We start from the raw sequence: 13,781 nt of genomic DNA, 5'->3' as shown, positions 1-13,781 counted from the left end.
TCGCCGGGGACGGCGCACGGTCCGGCCGGCGTGCCGCCTGTGCCGTCCGTACTACCCACTGCGTCGGCGCCCCTGCCGCCCGGGCGGGACGGGCCCCGCAGCCCCCGACCGGCGGGAGGCGGCAGGGCCCCGTCCGTCAGATCCGCTCGGGCACCGGGTTCCCGACGGCCTCGATGGCGCGCCGGACCGGGACCTTCGCCAGCACGGCGAAGCCGATCACGAAGAACACCAGCAGCGAGATGATCGCCGACCGGTAGCTGCCGGTGAGCTGGTACGCGAGGCCGAAGACCAGCGGGCCCATCCAGCTGGTGCCGCGGTCGCTCACCTTGTAGAGGCTGAAGTACTCGGCCTCCCGCCCGGGCGGGATGAGGTGGGAGAACAGGGAGCGGGAGAGCGCCTGGCTGCCGCCCAGGACCAGGCCGATCATGGCGGCCAGGCCGTAGAACCAGACGGGCTGGTGGGCGGGCATGAAGTAGCCGAGGGCGAGGGTGACCACCCAGCCGACCAGGGAGCCGAGGATGGTCCGCTTGGCGCCGTACCGCTGGGCGATCCGGCCGAGCGTCAGGGCACCGCCGATCGCCACGATCTGGACGATGAGCACGGCGGTGACCAGCGCGCCCTGCTCCATGCCGAGTTCCTCGCTGCCGAAGAGCGAGGCCTGGGAGACGACGGTCTGGATGCCGTCGTTGTAGCAGAGGAAGGCGCCGAGGTAGAGCAGCGTGAGCGGGTGCTTGCGCATGCCCTTCAGGGTGCGGCCGAGTTCCCGCAGGCTGCCGGCGGCGGGCTGGTCGGCGGGCCGGTCGGCCGCGGCGCGGCCGGACACCGCGCCGGCCCGGGAGGGCAGCCGCAGCAGCGGGACGATCGTGAACAGCGCCCACCACAGGCCGGCCGAGGCCAGGCAGATCCGTACGGCGGTGCCGGAGGTCACGCCGAGCGCCTCGTGGCCCTGGAAGAGCGCGAGGCTGGCGATCAGCAGCAGTCCGCCGCCCGCGTAGCCGTACGCCCAGCCCTTGGAGGAGATCGCGTCGCGCTCGTCGGCGGAGGCCAGGCCCGGGAGGTAGGCGTAGGAGAGCGCGACCGAGACCGCGTACGAGATGTTGGCGACGACCAGCAGGGCGCCGCCGAGCAGGTAGCGGTCGCCGTCGAGGAAGAACATCCCCATCGTGGCGAGCGCGCCGACGTACGCGAAGCCGCACATCAGTTCCTTGTGCCGCCCGGTGCGGTCCGCGACGGTGCCGGTCAGCAGCATCACCGCGACCGAGATCAGCACGGAGAAGGAGACGGTGTACGGGAAGAACGAGCCCGCGCGGATCGACAGGCCGAGCGGGTGGACGTCGCCGGCCGCGTCGGCGGCCTCCTTGGCCACCGAGGTCAGGTACGGCCCGAGGAACACCGTCAGGACGCTGGCGGAGAAGGCGGCGTTGGCCCAGTCGTTGACGTACCAGCCGAACCGTATCCGCTCCAGGGCCCGGCCGTCGGCGTCGGCGGGTGCCGGGTCGGGCGCCGGCCTGGTCGGGGGGTCGTCCGGAAGGTGCGTCGCGGAGTTCGTGGTGCTCATGGGGTTCCCATCACCGTGCTGGAGCCGGTACTGCCGTCCGTCCAGCAGCCGCGCTCGCCCAGGACGTCCCGCAGGACGTCGATGCGATCGGCCATGATGCCATCCACACCGAGGTCGAGGAGAGCCCTGATCCGTGTGGGATCGTCCACAGTCCAGACGTGGACCTGCAGGCCGAGGCGATGGGCGGCCCGGACGAAGGCCCGGTCGACCACCCGCACGCCCATGTGGCGCTCCGGCACCTGGGCGCACAGTCCGGCGAACGGCGCCCCGCGCCCCGGCAGCAGCGGCCCGGCCAGCGAGCGCAGCCGCAGCCTGGCCACCTCGCGCGGGCCGAGCGAGGTGGCCAGCCGGGGGCCCGCGGCGGCGCGGACGGCGGCCAGCCGGCTGTCGGAGAAGCCGCCGACGCAGACCCGGTCCCAGGCGCCGGTCCGGCGGACCGCCTCGACCAGCGGGGCGACGGCCGAGGCCGCCTTGACGTCGATGTTGAAGCGGGCCTCGGGGAACGCGCCGAGCAGGTCCTCCAGCAGTGGCACGGGCTCGGTGCCCCCGATCCGGGCCTGCCTGACGTTCTCCCAGGGCAGCTCCGCCACGGCGCCCGTGCGGTCGGTGACCCGGTCGAGGCGGGAGTCGTGGAACGCCACCAGCACGCCGTCCCGGGTGGTGTGCACGTCCGTCTCCAGGTAGCGGTACCCGAGCGCGACGGCGGCCTCGAAGGCCCTGAGCGAGTTCTCGGGGTGCCCGAGGTCGCCGCCCCGGTGCGCGAAGGCCAGCGGCCCCGGATGGTCGAGGAAGGCGTGCATGTCGTGCTCCGAGCTGCTGGGGGAGGAAGCCGCGCGGGGAGGGAGCCGCACCGCCCGCTCCGACGCCGTCCCGGACCGCGCCCGACCGCGCGCGTTACAGTATTACGCACTCTGTCAAGCGGTAATGCGGTCACGCCGATCGGCGGACAGGAACACTCGGACAGGAGCGCTCGGGCAGGAGCACTCGGGCGGGGGTTCGAAGACCGCAGGCGGTTCGAGGTCCGCCGAGATCTCCGGCGCGTCGATGTCCGCGACGTACTGACCGGGCTTCACGTCGTCGTAGTAGGGCCCTGGTGCAGCTCATTCGACCAGGTCAACAGCTGCGTGGTTGTGGTCCGAATGTCCGGGATGTATACGATTCATGTGCCTGCCGGAATCGTCACCGTCGGTCAATTCACCGGAAGTTCGTCACTCGTGGTCATGTGTTTCCGGGCTCGGAAATGAATGCGTCAACTGACCGGCGATCCCCCTGTGGCCGGCGGGGCCGGAAATCGGCCGGGGAGCGGACGGGATGGATGGGGCGAATGAGGTGGATAGGGCGGATAGGGCAGATGGGGCGGCCGGGGCGGGTGTGTCGGCGTCCTCCCGGAGCGGGGTCCCGGTGTCGATCCCTCCGCGCCGACGCCGGTTTTTGTGAACATGACATCGAATCGATCAGGAAGTTCCGCTTCCGGCTGTGGGTGGGCGGACGGCATCTCGCCCGGGTCGTGCAGGAATCAACATTTCAGGCGTATTTCAAGCGGTCGGGTCGATCGGGCACCGACCTCCTGTGATCCCCGTCACGGAACGGCGTGTCGCACGCTTTCCCGCAGCCCGTGTTCATGGCCGAAACAATCCGCAGTGGCCTGATGTCGCCTGAATATTCGTCAGATGTTCGGAATCGATGGCAGTGTGTGTGTAGCCGTACCAACTTCTGACCTGGTGCACACCGATCGTGTACACGATGACGAATGGCTGAACTGTGCGCATGACCCGTTCGGATCGCAACGAAGCGACCACGCGGCCCCGCCTCACCGGCGAAACGCTCACCATCCAGGAGTTCTCCCAGCTCGCCGGCAACGTCGGCGGCTACCCCTATGTGAAAATCGTGCTCGACCGCGCCGAGTCGGTGCTCCACTTCATCGACAGTGCGGACGGAACACTCCACGTCCGCTACATCGCGTGCGACGTACTCGGCATGTCGATCGACGAACTCGCCCGCGGGCTCGACGCGTTCAACGACGACGTCTACCGGAATCCCGACCGCCGTTTCTATCTCGGCACCCTCGCCCTGCACGACCGCAGCGGCACCGGCGAGGGCGGGCGAGCGGAAGGCCCCTTCCTCTCGCTGGAGACCGTCGACGTCGACACCATGTCCCAGGACATGCTGCGCTCCTTCTACCACCGGGTGCGCGCCCACATCGACCCCGCGCTGCCGCTCGTCCTCAAGCCGGCCAACCACCGGCAGGAGGCGTACGTCGCCGCGATCCCGGAGGACGAGATACCGCGCGTCCTGGCCCACGAGCTGTACTCCACCGCCGCGTTCGTCCCCCTGAACCCCGGGGAGGCTCACGGGCGGCTGCGGGTGTTCCGCTCGGAGGAGGAGTACCGGGCCGACCCCGAGCCGCTCCAGTGGCACGACATCGTGGTGATGCCCCGGGTGCCCGAGGACGTCCCCCGGGTGTCCGGCCTCATCCACACCGAGCACACCACCCCGCTCTCCCACATCAACGTGATGGCCACCGGGTGGCGGATACCCAACGCGGTCCGCATCGGAGCCGCCGAGCGGATCGAGGAGGCCGGGCTGGCCGGCCGGTGGGTCCGCTACCGGGTCGACGCCGACGCCGGCGACTTCCGGCTGGAAGCCGCGCCGCCGCGCCACGAAGGCGACCGGCCGGAGCCGGCGCCGCGGGCCGAACGCGTCACCGTGGACCTGCCCGACCTCACGCCCACCCCCGTCACCCCGCTGACCGAACTGCGCGCGGGCGACCACGTCCGGTTCGGCACCAAAGCCGCCAACCTCGGCGAGCTCGCCCACCTGCTGCAGCACGGCTCGCCGCGCTGGCTCGGCTTCTACCGCGTGCCGCGGCCGCCCCGGGACAACCTGCTGCGCTACCTCGCCCGTCAACTCGGCCTCCCGCAGGACGCGGACGACACCGAGCTGGCCGACGCCGCGCAGCGCCTGGTGAAGGAGTACGCCCACGTGCCGCGCGGGATCGTGCTGCCGTTCTCCCTCCAGCAGCGGTTCCTGGACTCCTCGGCGGAGCTCCGGGACGCCCTCGACCGGCTCGACACCGTGCTCCGGGACGGGACCGCGGACACCGCGGAGACCGCCGGAGCCTGCCTCGAAGCGCAGCGGCTGATCCGCACCGCCCCGCTGCCCGAGCCGGTCCGCGCCGAGATCGACCGGGCGCTCGACCGGCACCTGTACGGCGCGGCCGAGCTGGTCGTCCGCAGCTCCTCCAACGCCGAGGACCTGTCGGGCTTCTCCGCCGCGGGACTCTACGAGTCGGTGGCGCACGTCAGCGGCACGGACGCGGTCGTCGAGGCGGTCCGGGAGGTGTGGGCCTCGCTGCTGTCGCCGCGCGCCGTGCAGCTGCGGCACCAGGCGGGCATCCCGCTGGACCACTGCCGCATGGGCGTGGTCGTCCAGGAGCAGGTCGGCGCCACCGTCGGCGGCGTCCTGGTCACCTGCAACCCGCTGAGCCCGCAGGACTTCCGCAGCGTCTACCTCAACATCTCGCCGCGCTCGGTCACCGAGGTGGTCACCGGCGAGGGCGCCCCCCTCCAGTACCTGTGCAACACCATGGAGGGCGGCAGCCGCACGGTCTCGCTCGGCACCGCCACCGCCGACCTGGACGCCACGACCAAGCAGCTGGTGGGCCGACTGGCCCTGATCAGCCGGCTGCTGCAGTCGCACTTCTCGCCCGACGAGAGCTACGCCGCCCCGGTCGACATCGAGTGGGCCATGGAGGGCGACCGGGTGAGCCTGCTGCAGCTGCGCCCCTTCCGCACCGCCGGCTGACGCCGGCCGCCCGCGACGGCACGGCCGCGAACGACGCGGCCGTGCCCGTCGGCGCGGGCCCACGCGGCCGCCCGCCGCACGGCGGGGCACCCCGCGGGCCGAGCGCCCAGGCCGGGCCCGCCCGCCCGGGGCGAACACCCCCGGGCCAGTGAACTTCCCTCAGGAGAGAGCACGTTGAACCGGATCCTGTACGTCTACGTCAAGGGCGGAGCCCCGCTCGACTACGCCTTCCCGCGCATCGCCGCCTGCGGCGAACTGCACGTCCTCGCGCTGGCGCCGCTGCCCACCGCCGCCGAGGAGGTGTGGCGCCCCAGCTGCACCAGCATCGAAACGGTCCCCGAGGCGCCGCGCGGCGACGACCTGGTCGAGCTGATCGTGGAGTACGCGAAGGCCATCGGGGCCGACGCGGTGCTCACGCTCTCCGAGTTCGCGGTGCTCGCCGTCGCGCACGCCGCGAGCCGGCTCGGCCTGGCCGGCGCGGGCGAGGGGATCGTCCGCGCCCGGGACAAGCGGCTGATGCGGGAGGCGTGGGCCGCCGCCGGGGTGCCGATCCCCGGCTTCCGCCGGGTCGACAGCCTCGCCGACCTGGACGCCGCCCTCGCCGAGTTCACGCCCCCGCTGCTGCTCAAGCCGGCCTGGGGCGCCGGCTCGGTCGCCCAGATCGTGCTGGAGCGGGCCGAGGACGCCGCGCCCGCGTGGGACGAGATCGAGCGCGGCCTGCAGGCCGGCAGCAAGGTCGGCATGAACGAGCTCTACGCCCCCGACACCGACCGGGACCGGCTGGTCGAGGAGATCGCCCAGGGCTCCACCGACGGCTGGTACGAGGAGTCCGGCTACGGCGACTACGTGAGCGTGGAGGGGATCGTCGCCGACGGCGTCTACCGCCCGCTGGCCATCACCGCCAAGCTGCCGACCGTCCCGTCCTTCGTCGAAGTGGCCAGCACCTCGCCCTCCGTCATGGCGGTGCCCCTGCAGCGCCGGATCGAGGAGGTCTCGCGGCAGGCCGTCGACGCGCTCGGGCTGGAGAACTGCGGCACCCACACCGAGCTCAAGCTGATGAAGGACGGCGAGCTGGTGGTCATCGAGACCGCGGCCCGGTTCGGCGGCCTGCTGACGACCCGGCAGGTCCACGAGGTGTTCGGGCTCGACCCGATCGGCATGCTGGTCCGGCAGCTGCTGGGCGAGCGCGTCGACTACCCCGGGGCCATGCTCACCGACGGGGTCCGGGCGGCCGCCTCGGTGGCCGTCGTCCCGGCCGACGCGTTCGGCCTGCCCTGGCGCACCCGCCCGGTCTGGGACCCGCAGGCCGTGGACTGGCAGAGCCTGCTGTCCCCGGGCAGCACCATCGAGGCCGTCCCCGGATTCGCCATGCCGGCCGGACAGCCGGTGCCCGCCTTCGACCCGAACGCCGGGTCGCGCAACTGGCTCGGGGTCTACCTGCTGAGCGCCGTCGACGCCGACACCCTGCAGCGCGACTGCAACGCGGTGCTGAACGGCCTGGAAGCCGCCCTGCACCGCGCCGCCGGCTGACCCCCGCCCCACCCGACCACCGAGGTACTTCGATGCGTGTACTGTTCGCCGGCGCACCCGGCGTCGGCCATCTCTTCCCGCTGGTTCCGCTCGCCCGGGCGGTGCGCGGGCTCGGCCACGAGGTCGCGGTGGCCTCGATGGACGGCGGCGAGGCCGTCGCCGCGTCCGGGCTGCCGTACCTGCCGCTCGCCTCCGGCGTGGACTGGCGCCTGGAGATCCGCGAGGCCGGCCGCACCCGGCGGCCCGACCTGATGCGGCGGGTCGTCGAGACCAACGCGGCCGACCGCGAGGCCTTCGTCCCGCTGGCCGCGCACGTCAACAGCACGGTGGCCGACGCCACCGTCGAACTCGCCGCGCAGTGGCGGCCGGACCTGGTGGTGTACGAGTACCTGTTCCCGGTGGCCCTCCTCGCGGCGACCACCCTCGGCGTGCCCGCCGTCCAGCACGACCTCGGATTCGTCCGCACCCCCGGGCTGCGCGAACTGATGCTCACCGAGATGGCGGACACCTTCGCCCGGCACGGGATCGACCGGCTCCCCGAGCCGGCCGACACCCTCGACGTCGCCCCGCCGAGCATGGCCGGCACCGAGCGGTACGGACGCACCCTGCGGCCCGTCGCCTACAACGGCGAAGGCGCCCTGCCCGAGCCCCTGGCCGCCCCCGCCCACCGCCCGCGGGTGGCGGTCACCCTGGGCACCGTGCCGCCCAAGACCGACGGCCTGACCAGGATCGAGCGGGTGATCGCGGCCGCCGCCGAGGTCGACGCCGACTTCGTCCTCGCCACCGGCGAACTCGACCTCGGCACGCTCGGCACCCTGCCGGACAACGTCCACGCGTACGGCTGGGTGCCCTGGCGGGCGCTGCTGGACACCTGCGCCGCCGCGATCCACCACGGCGGCAGCGGCACCGCACTCGCCGCCCTGGACGCGGGCATCCCGCAACTCGCGCTGCCCGACGGCTCCGACCGTTTCATCAACGCCCACGCGGTCCGCGACCGCGGCGCCGGCCTCAGCGCGGGCGCCGAGGAGATCGGCCCGGCCCTGCTGGAGCGCCTGCTCACCGACCCCGGCCCGGCCAGGGCCGCCCGCGAGGTCAGCGCCGAGCTCGCGGCGATGCCGAGCCCGGCGGCGGTGGCCGAACACCTCCTGGGCCTCGCAACGCTCAGCGGCTGAGGCCGGCCGGCGGGGGCCGCGAACCCGCGGCCCCCGCCGAGCGCTTCGCCGAAGGCCCGGGCGACGGTCCCGGTGCCGGCCCCCGGCGGGCGGCTTCCCGTCCGACCGTTCCCCGTGCGAGGCTGCCGCCGCAGAGTTCGTTTCGCCTGGGGGAGGACCAGTCCATGTCCGAGCACGGCCCGGAGCAGCCGCACGTCCTGCGAACCGTCAACCGGATCAGCGGAGATGTGCAGGGCCCGGTGATCCAGGCGGACGTGATCATCGGCGACATCCACCTGACGCCCGACGGTGCCCCGTCCCCTGGCGCGGGACCGACGGTCTCGGTCGAGCTGTTCGGCACCAGCAGCACCTGTGTCGCCTACGAGGGCGGCGACGGGCGGGTGCAGAACGTCGCCGTCGGGGTGAAGGTGCTGGTCGAGGGGCTCACGGCGCAGGCGGTCGTGCTGCGCCGGATGCGGCCCGTGGTCGACTCGCGGCGACCGGCGCGACCGCCCGTTCTCCGCGTGGAGATGCTGGCAGCGCTCGAAACACGGGGCTTCACGGCCGACTTGGACGCCGAGCCCCCGACACTCGGCCCGGCTCGGCCCGGAGCTCCCGACTTCCCCTTCACGGTCACCAACGCGGGCCCGGAGCTGTTCGCCGTCGCCCCCGGCTCGACCTGCGAGGTGGAGTGGCACCTCGAACTGGACTGGACGAGCGCGGGCCGCAGCGGCACGGTCGTCATCGACCGGGACGGCCGGCCGTTCACCTACCTGCCCGTACCGGTGGGTGACCTCGGCAGCGGCGGTTCGCCGGGGCAGCCGCTCCGGGATCAGTAGCCGTAGCCGTAGCCGTGGCAGCACCGACGCCCGGGGCCGAGGCGCGCAGCTGCTCGTCCCGAAGGACCGCCCGGTAGCCCGGCCCGGCGCTCGGTCGGCGGTCGCGGTCACGGAGGGTCCGGAGCGCCTCCCGGGCGGCAGGGGTGATCCGGCCGAGGCGGACGGGCGACCGGTGGGCGGTTCAGGCGACCAGGTCGGGCTGTCGGGCCTCGCCCGGGTGGGGCGGCGCGCCTTCCGGCAGGTCGCGGCCGAGCAGGAGGAGCGCGCCCGCAGGGACGCCGTAGGTCAGGACCCGGTCGGCGTCCCTGGTGTGCTGGACGGCAGGGTCCAGCACACCGGGGAAGCGTGTCTGGGTGCAGGTGCGTCTGCGGACGGCGGACACCCAGGGCAGGAGCATGCCGACTCCCGCGTAGGCGCGGGCGCGTCCGTCGGGCCAGGTCGGGTCGAGGGCGCGGCCGTGCTCGTCGGCGCACCAGGCGTGGTGGGTCACCGTGCCGTCGTCCTCGATCACGTAGCCCTCGACGTACGCCAGGGCGGGCGATCTGCGGGCGACGCGCCAGGCGTTGGGGAAGCAGGCGCCGCCGTTGCCCCGCCGGGGCATGCCGGCCGGCCAGGGGCACGGCTCCTGGAGGCGCCCCTGGGCGAGGACCACGGCTTCGGCGGTGAGCGCGCCGCGCGCGGCCCTCGCCCGCAGCGCGCCGACAAGGGCCCGCTCGTGGCGGGAGGTTCCGGCGTTCACGGTGGAGGACACGCTCGTCAGTCTTCTCAACCCCCAAGGGCGGCGCGAGAAGTACTACGCCATCCGATGGCCCGGGCCGCCCTACACCACGCCGAGGAACCCGGGGTCGGCGGCGCCCAGCTGCCGCGCGAAGTCGGCTGCGACCCCGAGGACTTCGCGCATCGGCACGGCCCGGCGAGCCGTGCCGGAGAGGTCCGCGTGCGCCTCCTCGGACCACAGGAACGGAAACACCGTGATGCCCTGGGAGAGCGCGAGTTCCTCGGCCTCCGCGCGCCAGCCGGGCCAGCGCAGCCCGTCGTAGAACGCCTCCGTGCCGCCTGAGAGGAGCCAGGAGACCCACGCGGAGTGGCCCATGTCCAGGGCCTCCCACTCCAGGGTGTCGGGGGCGAAGTAGGTCATCTGTCCCGGTATCCCCGGGCGGCCGCCGGCGGCCGGGTCGTGGCCGTTGAGCGCGAAGACACCGCCGACGGCGTCGTGGCCGACGACCAGGGCGGTGGCGGGGTGCCAGGCGGGGTCGAACGCGGTGGGGAAGCGGTTGACCCGCCCCAGGCTGGGCAGGCCGCCGTCCGCCGCGCCGCCGTTCTCCGCGCCGCCGTCCGCCGCGCCGCCGTCCTCCGCTGCACCGCCGTCAGCCGGGCCGCCGCCCGCCGCCGGGGCGCCGCCGCCGAAGACGCGCACCCAGCCGTGGTCCAGGAGCAACCCGCCGGTGTGCAGCACCAGCGCGCCGAGCACGGAGCGCGCGGTGACCTGCAGCTGCAGCAGGCAGCGGCGTCCCTCGTCGCGGTCGGCGGGCAGCACACGGGCGGGGACGGGGCTCGCCGCGAGCACCGCTGCCAGCTCGGGCCAGGCCGGATCGTCCACCTCGGTCAGTTCGTCGATCGCGCGCATCCGAGGATGATCGCACCGCGGCCGTCCGCACCGCCGGGCGGGTGGCCGACGCGCGGGTGGCCGACGGTGGCGGCCGACGACGCCCTGCGACGCCCTGTCAGCGCCCTGTCAGTGCGCTGCCGGTGGCATGTCGGTGCTGTGAGCGGTCTGTTCGTGTGCTGTGGGCGGCCCGCCGCAGGCTGGTCCACACCAGCACCACCGACCCACGGGAGGTCCACCGTGTCGAGCAACAACCGGACGAACAACACCGAGCCCGGCCACCGCGAGCCCGGCCACGCCGAGTCGATCAGCCCCGGGCCCGACGGCGGCAGCGCCCGCCCGACCTCGGTCCTGGTCTCCGGCGCCGGGATCGCCGGCACCGCCCTCGCCTACTGGCTGCAGCGCTACGGCTTCCGCGTCACCGTGGTCGAGCGCGCCCGGGCGCTGCGCGGCGGCGGTCAGGCGGTGGACATCCGCGGCAACGCCCTGGACGTCGTCGAGCGCATGGGCCTGCTGGCGGAGGTCCGGGCCCGCAGGACCGGCCTGCGGGGGATGTCCGTGGTCGACGCGGACGGCCGTGAACTGAGCCGCACCACCGAGTGGACGGCCAGTGGCGGCGAGGTCGGCGGTCCCGACGTGGAGATCCTGCGCGACGAGCTCGCGGAGCTGATCGCGGGAGCGGCCGGGCCGGGCGTGGAGTACCGGTTCGACGACTCGATCGACACCCTCGTCCAGTACGGGGACGGCGTGCAGGTCCGGTTCCGTAGCGGTACCGAGCAGTCGTTCGACCTCGTCGTGGGCGCCGACGGCCTGCACTCGAACACCCGCCGGCTCGTCTTCGGCCCAGAGACCGACTACCTGCACTCCATCGGCACCTACATCGCCGGCTGGAGCGTCCCCAACCACCTCGGCCTGGACCGCTGGGAGATCGTCCAGCAGGCCGACACCGGCTGGAGCAGCCTGGTGATGACCGTCCGCGACAACACCGAACTGCGGGTCTTCGTCGGCTTCGCCACCGACGAGCCGCTGGAGCGCATGCTGCCCCGGGACCGCACCGCCCAGCGCCGGCTGGTCGCCGAGCGCTGCGCCGGGATGGGCTGGGAGATGCCGCGCTTCCTCCGGGGGATGTGGGAGACGGACGCCTTCCACTACGACGTCGTCGCCCAGATCCGGATGGAGCACTGGTCCAACGACCGCGTCGTCCTGCTCGGCGACGCCGGGTACTGCTGCTCCCCGTTCACGGGCCAGGGCACCAGCGTGGCCCTGACCGCGGCCTACGTCCTGGCCGGGGAGCTGCACGCGGCGGACGGCGACCACCGGCGCGCCTTCCCCGCCTACGAGAAGCGGCTGCGTGACCACGTCGCGGCCAACCAGGCCATCCTGGAGCTGACCACCAGGGTCTACGGCATCGACGCCGCGACCGCCGGTCCGGAGGAGGACGCCGAAGCCCCCGGCGCCGCGGCCGGGCCCGGCCTCGACCGTCCCGGCCCGGAGATGGAGGCGGCCTTCCGTGCCGCCACCGTCTTCGACCTGCCCGACTACTGAGGGCGCGTCACCGAGGAGCGGGCTCCGACCGACCGGCAGGACCGGCCGGCCAGGGCGGGCGGCGCGGGCGGCGCGGCAGGGGGGCGCTCAGCCCTCGAACGGGTCCTCCAGCACCGGGATGCACGGTGACAGCAGCGGCTCGGTGTGCTCGGTGACCCGGCCGCGGACCATCCTGAGCACGCGGACGTCGTTCTCGTGGGGGTGGTCCTCGTCGTCGCGGACGTGCAGCAGGCCGTACGAGCCGGGCGCGCGCTCGCCGACCTCGCGGAAGAAGTCGACGATCTCCGGATCCCGGTGGTTCGGCCGGCCGGCGAGGTGGAGGAAGAGCGAACCGTTCATCCACCGCAGGTCCAGGAGGTACGGGGTGGCGATCTCGTCGATCCGGCGCCGGATGCCCTCGGCGATCTCCCGCAGGCGGGCCTCGACGAGGCCGATGTCGTCGTCCTCGGCCTCGGCCGTCTCCAGGACGTTGATCCACCCGTGGTACTCGAACATGGCTCGGAAGCCTACCGACCGGCGGCCGCCGCGCTCGGTGGGATCCTCCCCGGCGGCCGTCGCCGACCGGCCCCCGGCCGTGGCCGACCGGCCCCCGGCCGTGGCCGACCGGCCCCCGGCCGTCGCCGACCGGCGCCCGGCCGTGGGCGGTCAGCCGGTGGCCGGCGCGAGTTCGGCGGCGAGCCTGCGCAGGTCGGGGCCGTACTCGGGGTTGGCGAGGGCGGCGGCGAACTGGGCGCGGAGGTAGGCGGCGGGGTTGCCGGTGTCGTACCAGGTGCCGTCGATGACCTGGCCGTAGACGGCGCGGCGGGCGGCGTAGGCGTTGATGGCGTCGGTGAGGTAGACCTCGTCCTCCGGCTTCTCGTGCCAGCGGCGGGTGAGTTCGCGCAGTTCGTCGACGATGCCGGGGGTGATGACGTAGCCGCCGATGGCCGCGTACGCGGAGGGCGCGTCGACCGGCTTCGGCTTCTCGACCAGCCCGGTGATCCGGAGCGAGCCGCCGCCGAGGTCCTCCTTCACCACCGGCACGCCGTAGCGGTAGGAGTCCTCGGGGGCCATCGGCATCAGCGCCAGGACCGGCGCGTTCGTCTGCTCGTACGCCCGGATCAGCTGCTGCGCGCGGGGGACCTCGGCCACGAACACGTCGTCGGGCCACAGCACCAGGCAGGGGTCGTCGCCGAGGTGGCGGGCGGCGTTGAGCACCGGGGTGCCGTTGCCGTACGGGCCGTGCTGGTAGAGGTAGCTGATGTGGCCGCGGCGGGACAGCTCGCCGACCTCCTCGACCGCGTCCGCGAAGGCCGCCTTGCCGTCGCGGCGCAACTGGTCGACGAGGACGGGGTTGGGGCGGAAGTGCTCCTGGATCATTCCCTTGTCGCCGTTGACGACGATGGTGATGTCGGTGATGCCGCTCTCGATCAGCTCGCGCACGGTGTGTTCGATCACCGGCTTGTCACCGACCGGCAACATCTCCTTCGGCGTGGCCTTGGTCAGCGGCAGGAGGCGGGATCCGAGTCCGGCGGCGGGGATGACGGCTCGGCGGATCGTCCTGGGGGCCATGTGCCCTCTCTCGTCTCGACGGTGGTGCGGCGCGCGGGTGCGGTGCAGGTGCCTGCACGAGGTCGCGGTGACGTCACGCTACCAAGGGTTCCGGTGTGATTGTTTCCGTTGACCTGCTGGGGAGTTGGGGTCGTGGATCAAGAATTCGTCGACCGTTCACCGGGGCGCCGGCGGCGCGTGCGCCTGGCCGCCCCGGG

11 protein-coding genes are annotated in these 13,781 nt (G+C 73.5%); 5 read left to right on the top strand and 6 right to left on the bottom strand.

What is annotated here, in order from left to right; translation table 11 throughout:
- Positions 1-136: 136 nt before the first annotated feature.
- Complete coding sequence (locus ABT048_RS16150; RefSeq protein ID WP_350522015.1) at positions 137-1,558, bottom strand: MFS transporter; 1,422 nt, start codon at positions 1,556-1,558, stop codon at positions 137-139.
- On the bottom strand, positions 1,555-2,358 hold the full coding sequence (locus ABT048_RS16145; RefSeq protein WP_350522014.1) for a glycerophosphodiester phosphodiesterase family protein: 804 nt from the start codon (positions 2,356-2,358) through the stop codon (positions 1,555-1,557). Before ABT048_RS16145 ends, ABT048_RS16150 begins: the two co-directional genes overlap by 4 nt.
- A gap of 967 nt (positions 2,359-3,325) precedes the next feature.
- Here ABT048_RS16145 and ABT048_RS16140 point away from each other — a divergent pair.
- The 4 genes from ABT048_RS16140 to ABT048_RS16125 all read left to right on the top strand — a co-directional run bounded on the left by ABT048_RS16140 (position 3,326) and on the right by ABT048_RS16125 (position 8,882).
- Positions 3,326-5,362, top strand: a complete 2,037-nt coding sequence (locus ABT048_RS16140) for a PEP/pyruvate-binding domain-containing protein (RefSeq protein ID WP_350522013.1) — start codon at positions 3,326-3,328, stop codon at positions 5,360-5,362.
- Between the two features lie 174 nt (positions 5,363-5,536).
- Positions 5,537-6,892: an ATP-grasp domain-containing protein gene (locus ABT048_RS16135; protein ID WP_350522012.1), complete on the top strand. Its 1,356-nt coding sequence runs from the start codon at positions 5,537-5,539 to the stop codon at positions 6,890-6,892.
- A gap of 32 nt (positions 6,893-6,924) precedes the next feature.
- Entirely contained in the window at positions 6,925-8,064 is a 1,140-nt protein-coding gene (locus tag ABT048_RS16130) for a nucleotide disphospho-sugar-binding domain-containing protein (RefSeq protein WP_350522011.1), read from the top strand.
- A 164-nt stretch (positions 8,065-8,228) separates the two neighbouring features.
- On the top strand, positions 8,229-8,882 hold the full coding sequence (locus tag ABT048_RS16125; RefSeq protein ID WP_350522010.1) for a hypothetical protein: 654 nt from the start codon (positions 8,229-8,231) through the stop codon (positions 8,880-8,882).
- Between the two features lie 181 nt (positions 8,883-9,063).
- Here the strand turns inward: ABT048_RS16125 and ABT048_RS16120 are convergent, their stop codons facing one another.
- Together ABT048_RS16120 and ABT048_RS16115 are read right to left on the bottom strand one after the other, a co-directional pair.
- Positions 9,064-9,633 carry a hypothetical protein gene (locus tag ABT048_RS16120; RefSeq protein WP_350522009.1) on the bottom strand — a complete coding sequence of 190 codons (570 nt, stop codon included), beginning with the start codon at positions 9,631-9,633 and terminating at the stop codon, positions 9,064-9,066.
- A 69-nt stretch (positions 9,634-9,702) separates the two neighbouring features.
- Positions 9,703-10,509, bottom strand: coding sequence for a DUF2625 family protein (locus tag ABT048_RS16115; protein WP_350522008.1), 807 nt, complete (start codon positions 10,507-10,509; stop codon positions 9,703-9,705).
- Positions 10,510-10,728: 219 nt separating this feature from the next.
- Here ABT048_RS16115 and ABT048_RS16110 point away from each other — a divergent pair, with 219 nt between their 5' ends.
- On the top strand, positions 10,729-12,033 hold the full coding sequence (locus ABT048_RS16110; RefSeq protein WP_350522007.1) for an FAD-dependent monooxygenase: 1,305 nt from the start codon (positions 10,729-10,731) through the stop codon (positions 12,031-12,033).
- A gap of 87 nt (positions 12,034-12,120) precedes the next feature.
- Here ABT048_RS16110 and ABT048_RS16105 read toward each other — a convergent pair whose 3' ends face one another.
- Complete coding sequence (locus ABT048_RS16105) at positions 12,121-12,528, bottom strand: Imm7 family immunity protein (protein WP_350522006.1); 408 nt, start codon at positions 12,526-12,528, stop codon at positions 12,121-12,123.
- 150 nt (positions 12,529-12,678) lie between these two features.
- Positions 12,679-13,584 carry a UTP--glucose-1-phosphate uridylyltransferase gene (locus tag ABT048_RS16100; RefSeq protein WP_350522005.1) on the bottom strand — a complete coding sequence of 302 codons (906 nt, stop codon included), beginning with the start codon at positions 13,582-13,584 and terminating at the stop codon, positions 12,679-12,681.
- Positions 13,585-13,781 lie beyond the last annotated feature (197 nt).

It is taken from the genome of Kitasatospora sp. NPDC096140, from assembly GCF_040303045.1.
In the GTDB taxonomy this organism is placed as follows: Bacteria; Actinomycetota; Actinomycetes; order Streptomycetales; family Streptomycetaceae; genus Kitasatospora.
This window is presented reverse-complemented; position numbering and strand designations above follow the sequence as displayed.

Excerpts from the sequence above, each read along its gene's own strand:
- ABT048_RS16145 (WP_350522014.1), bottom strand. The coding sequence starts at position 2,358 with ATGCACGCCTTCCTCGACCATCCGGGGCCGCTGGCCTTCGCGCACCGG.
- ABT048_RS16150 (WP_350522015.1), bottom strand. The coding sequence starts at position 1,558 with ATGAGCACCACGAACTCCGCGACGCACCTTCCGGACGACCCCCCGACC.
- ABT048_RS16105 (WP_350522006.1), bottom strand. The coding sequence starts at position 12,528 with ATGTTCGAGTACCACGGGTGGATCAACGTCCTGGAGACGGCCGAGGCC.
- ABT048_RS16130 (WP_350522011.1), top strand. The coding sequence starts at position 6,925 with ATGCGTGTACTGTTCGCCGGCGCACCCGGCGTCGGCCATCTCTTCCCG.
- ABT048_RS16100 (WP_350522005.1), bottom strand. The coding sequence starts at position 13,584 with ATGGCCCCCAGGACGATCCGCCGAGCCGTCATCCCCGCCGCCGGACTC.
- ABT048_RS16125 (WP_350522010.1), top strand. The coding sequence starts at position 8,229 with ATGTCCGAGCACGGCCCGGAGCAGCCGCACGTCCTGCGAACCGTCAAC.
- ABT048_RS16115 (WP_350522008.1), bottom strand. The coding sequence starts at position 10,509 with ATGCGCGCGATCGACGAACTGACCGAGGTGGACGATCCGGCCTGGCCC.
- ABT048_RS16140 (WP_350522013.1), top strand. The coding sequence starts at position 3,326 with ATGACCCGTTCGGATCGCAACGAAGCGACCACGCGGCCCCGCCTCACC.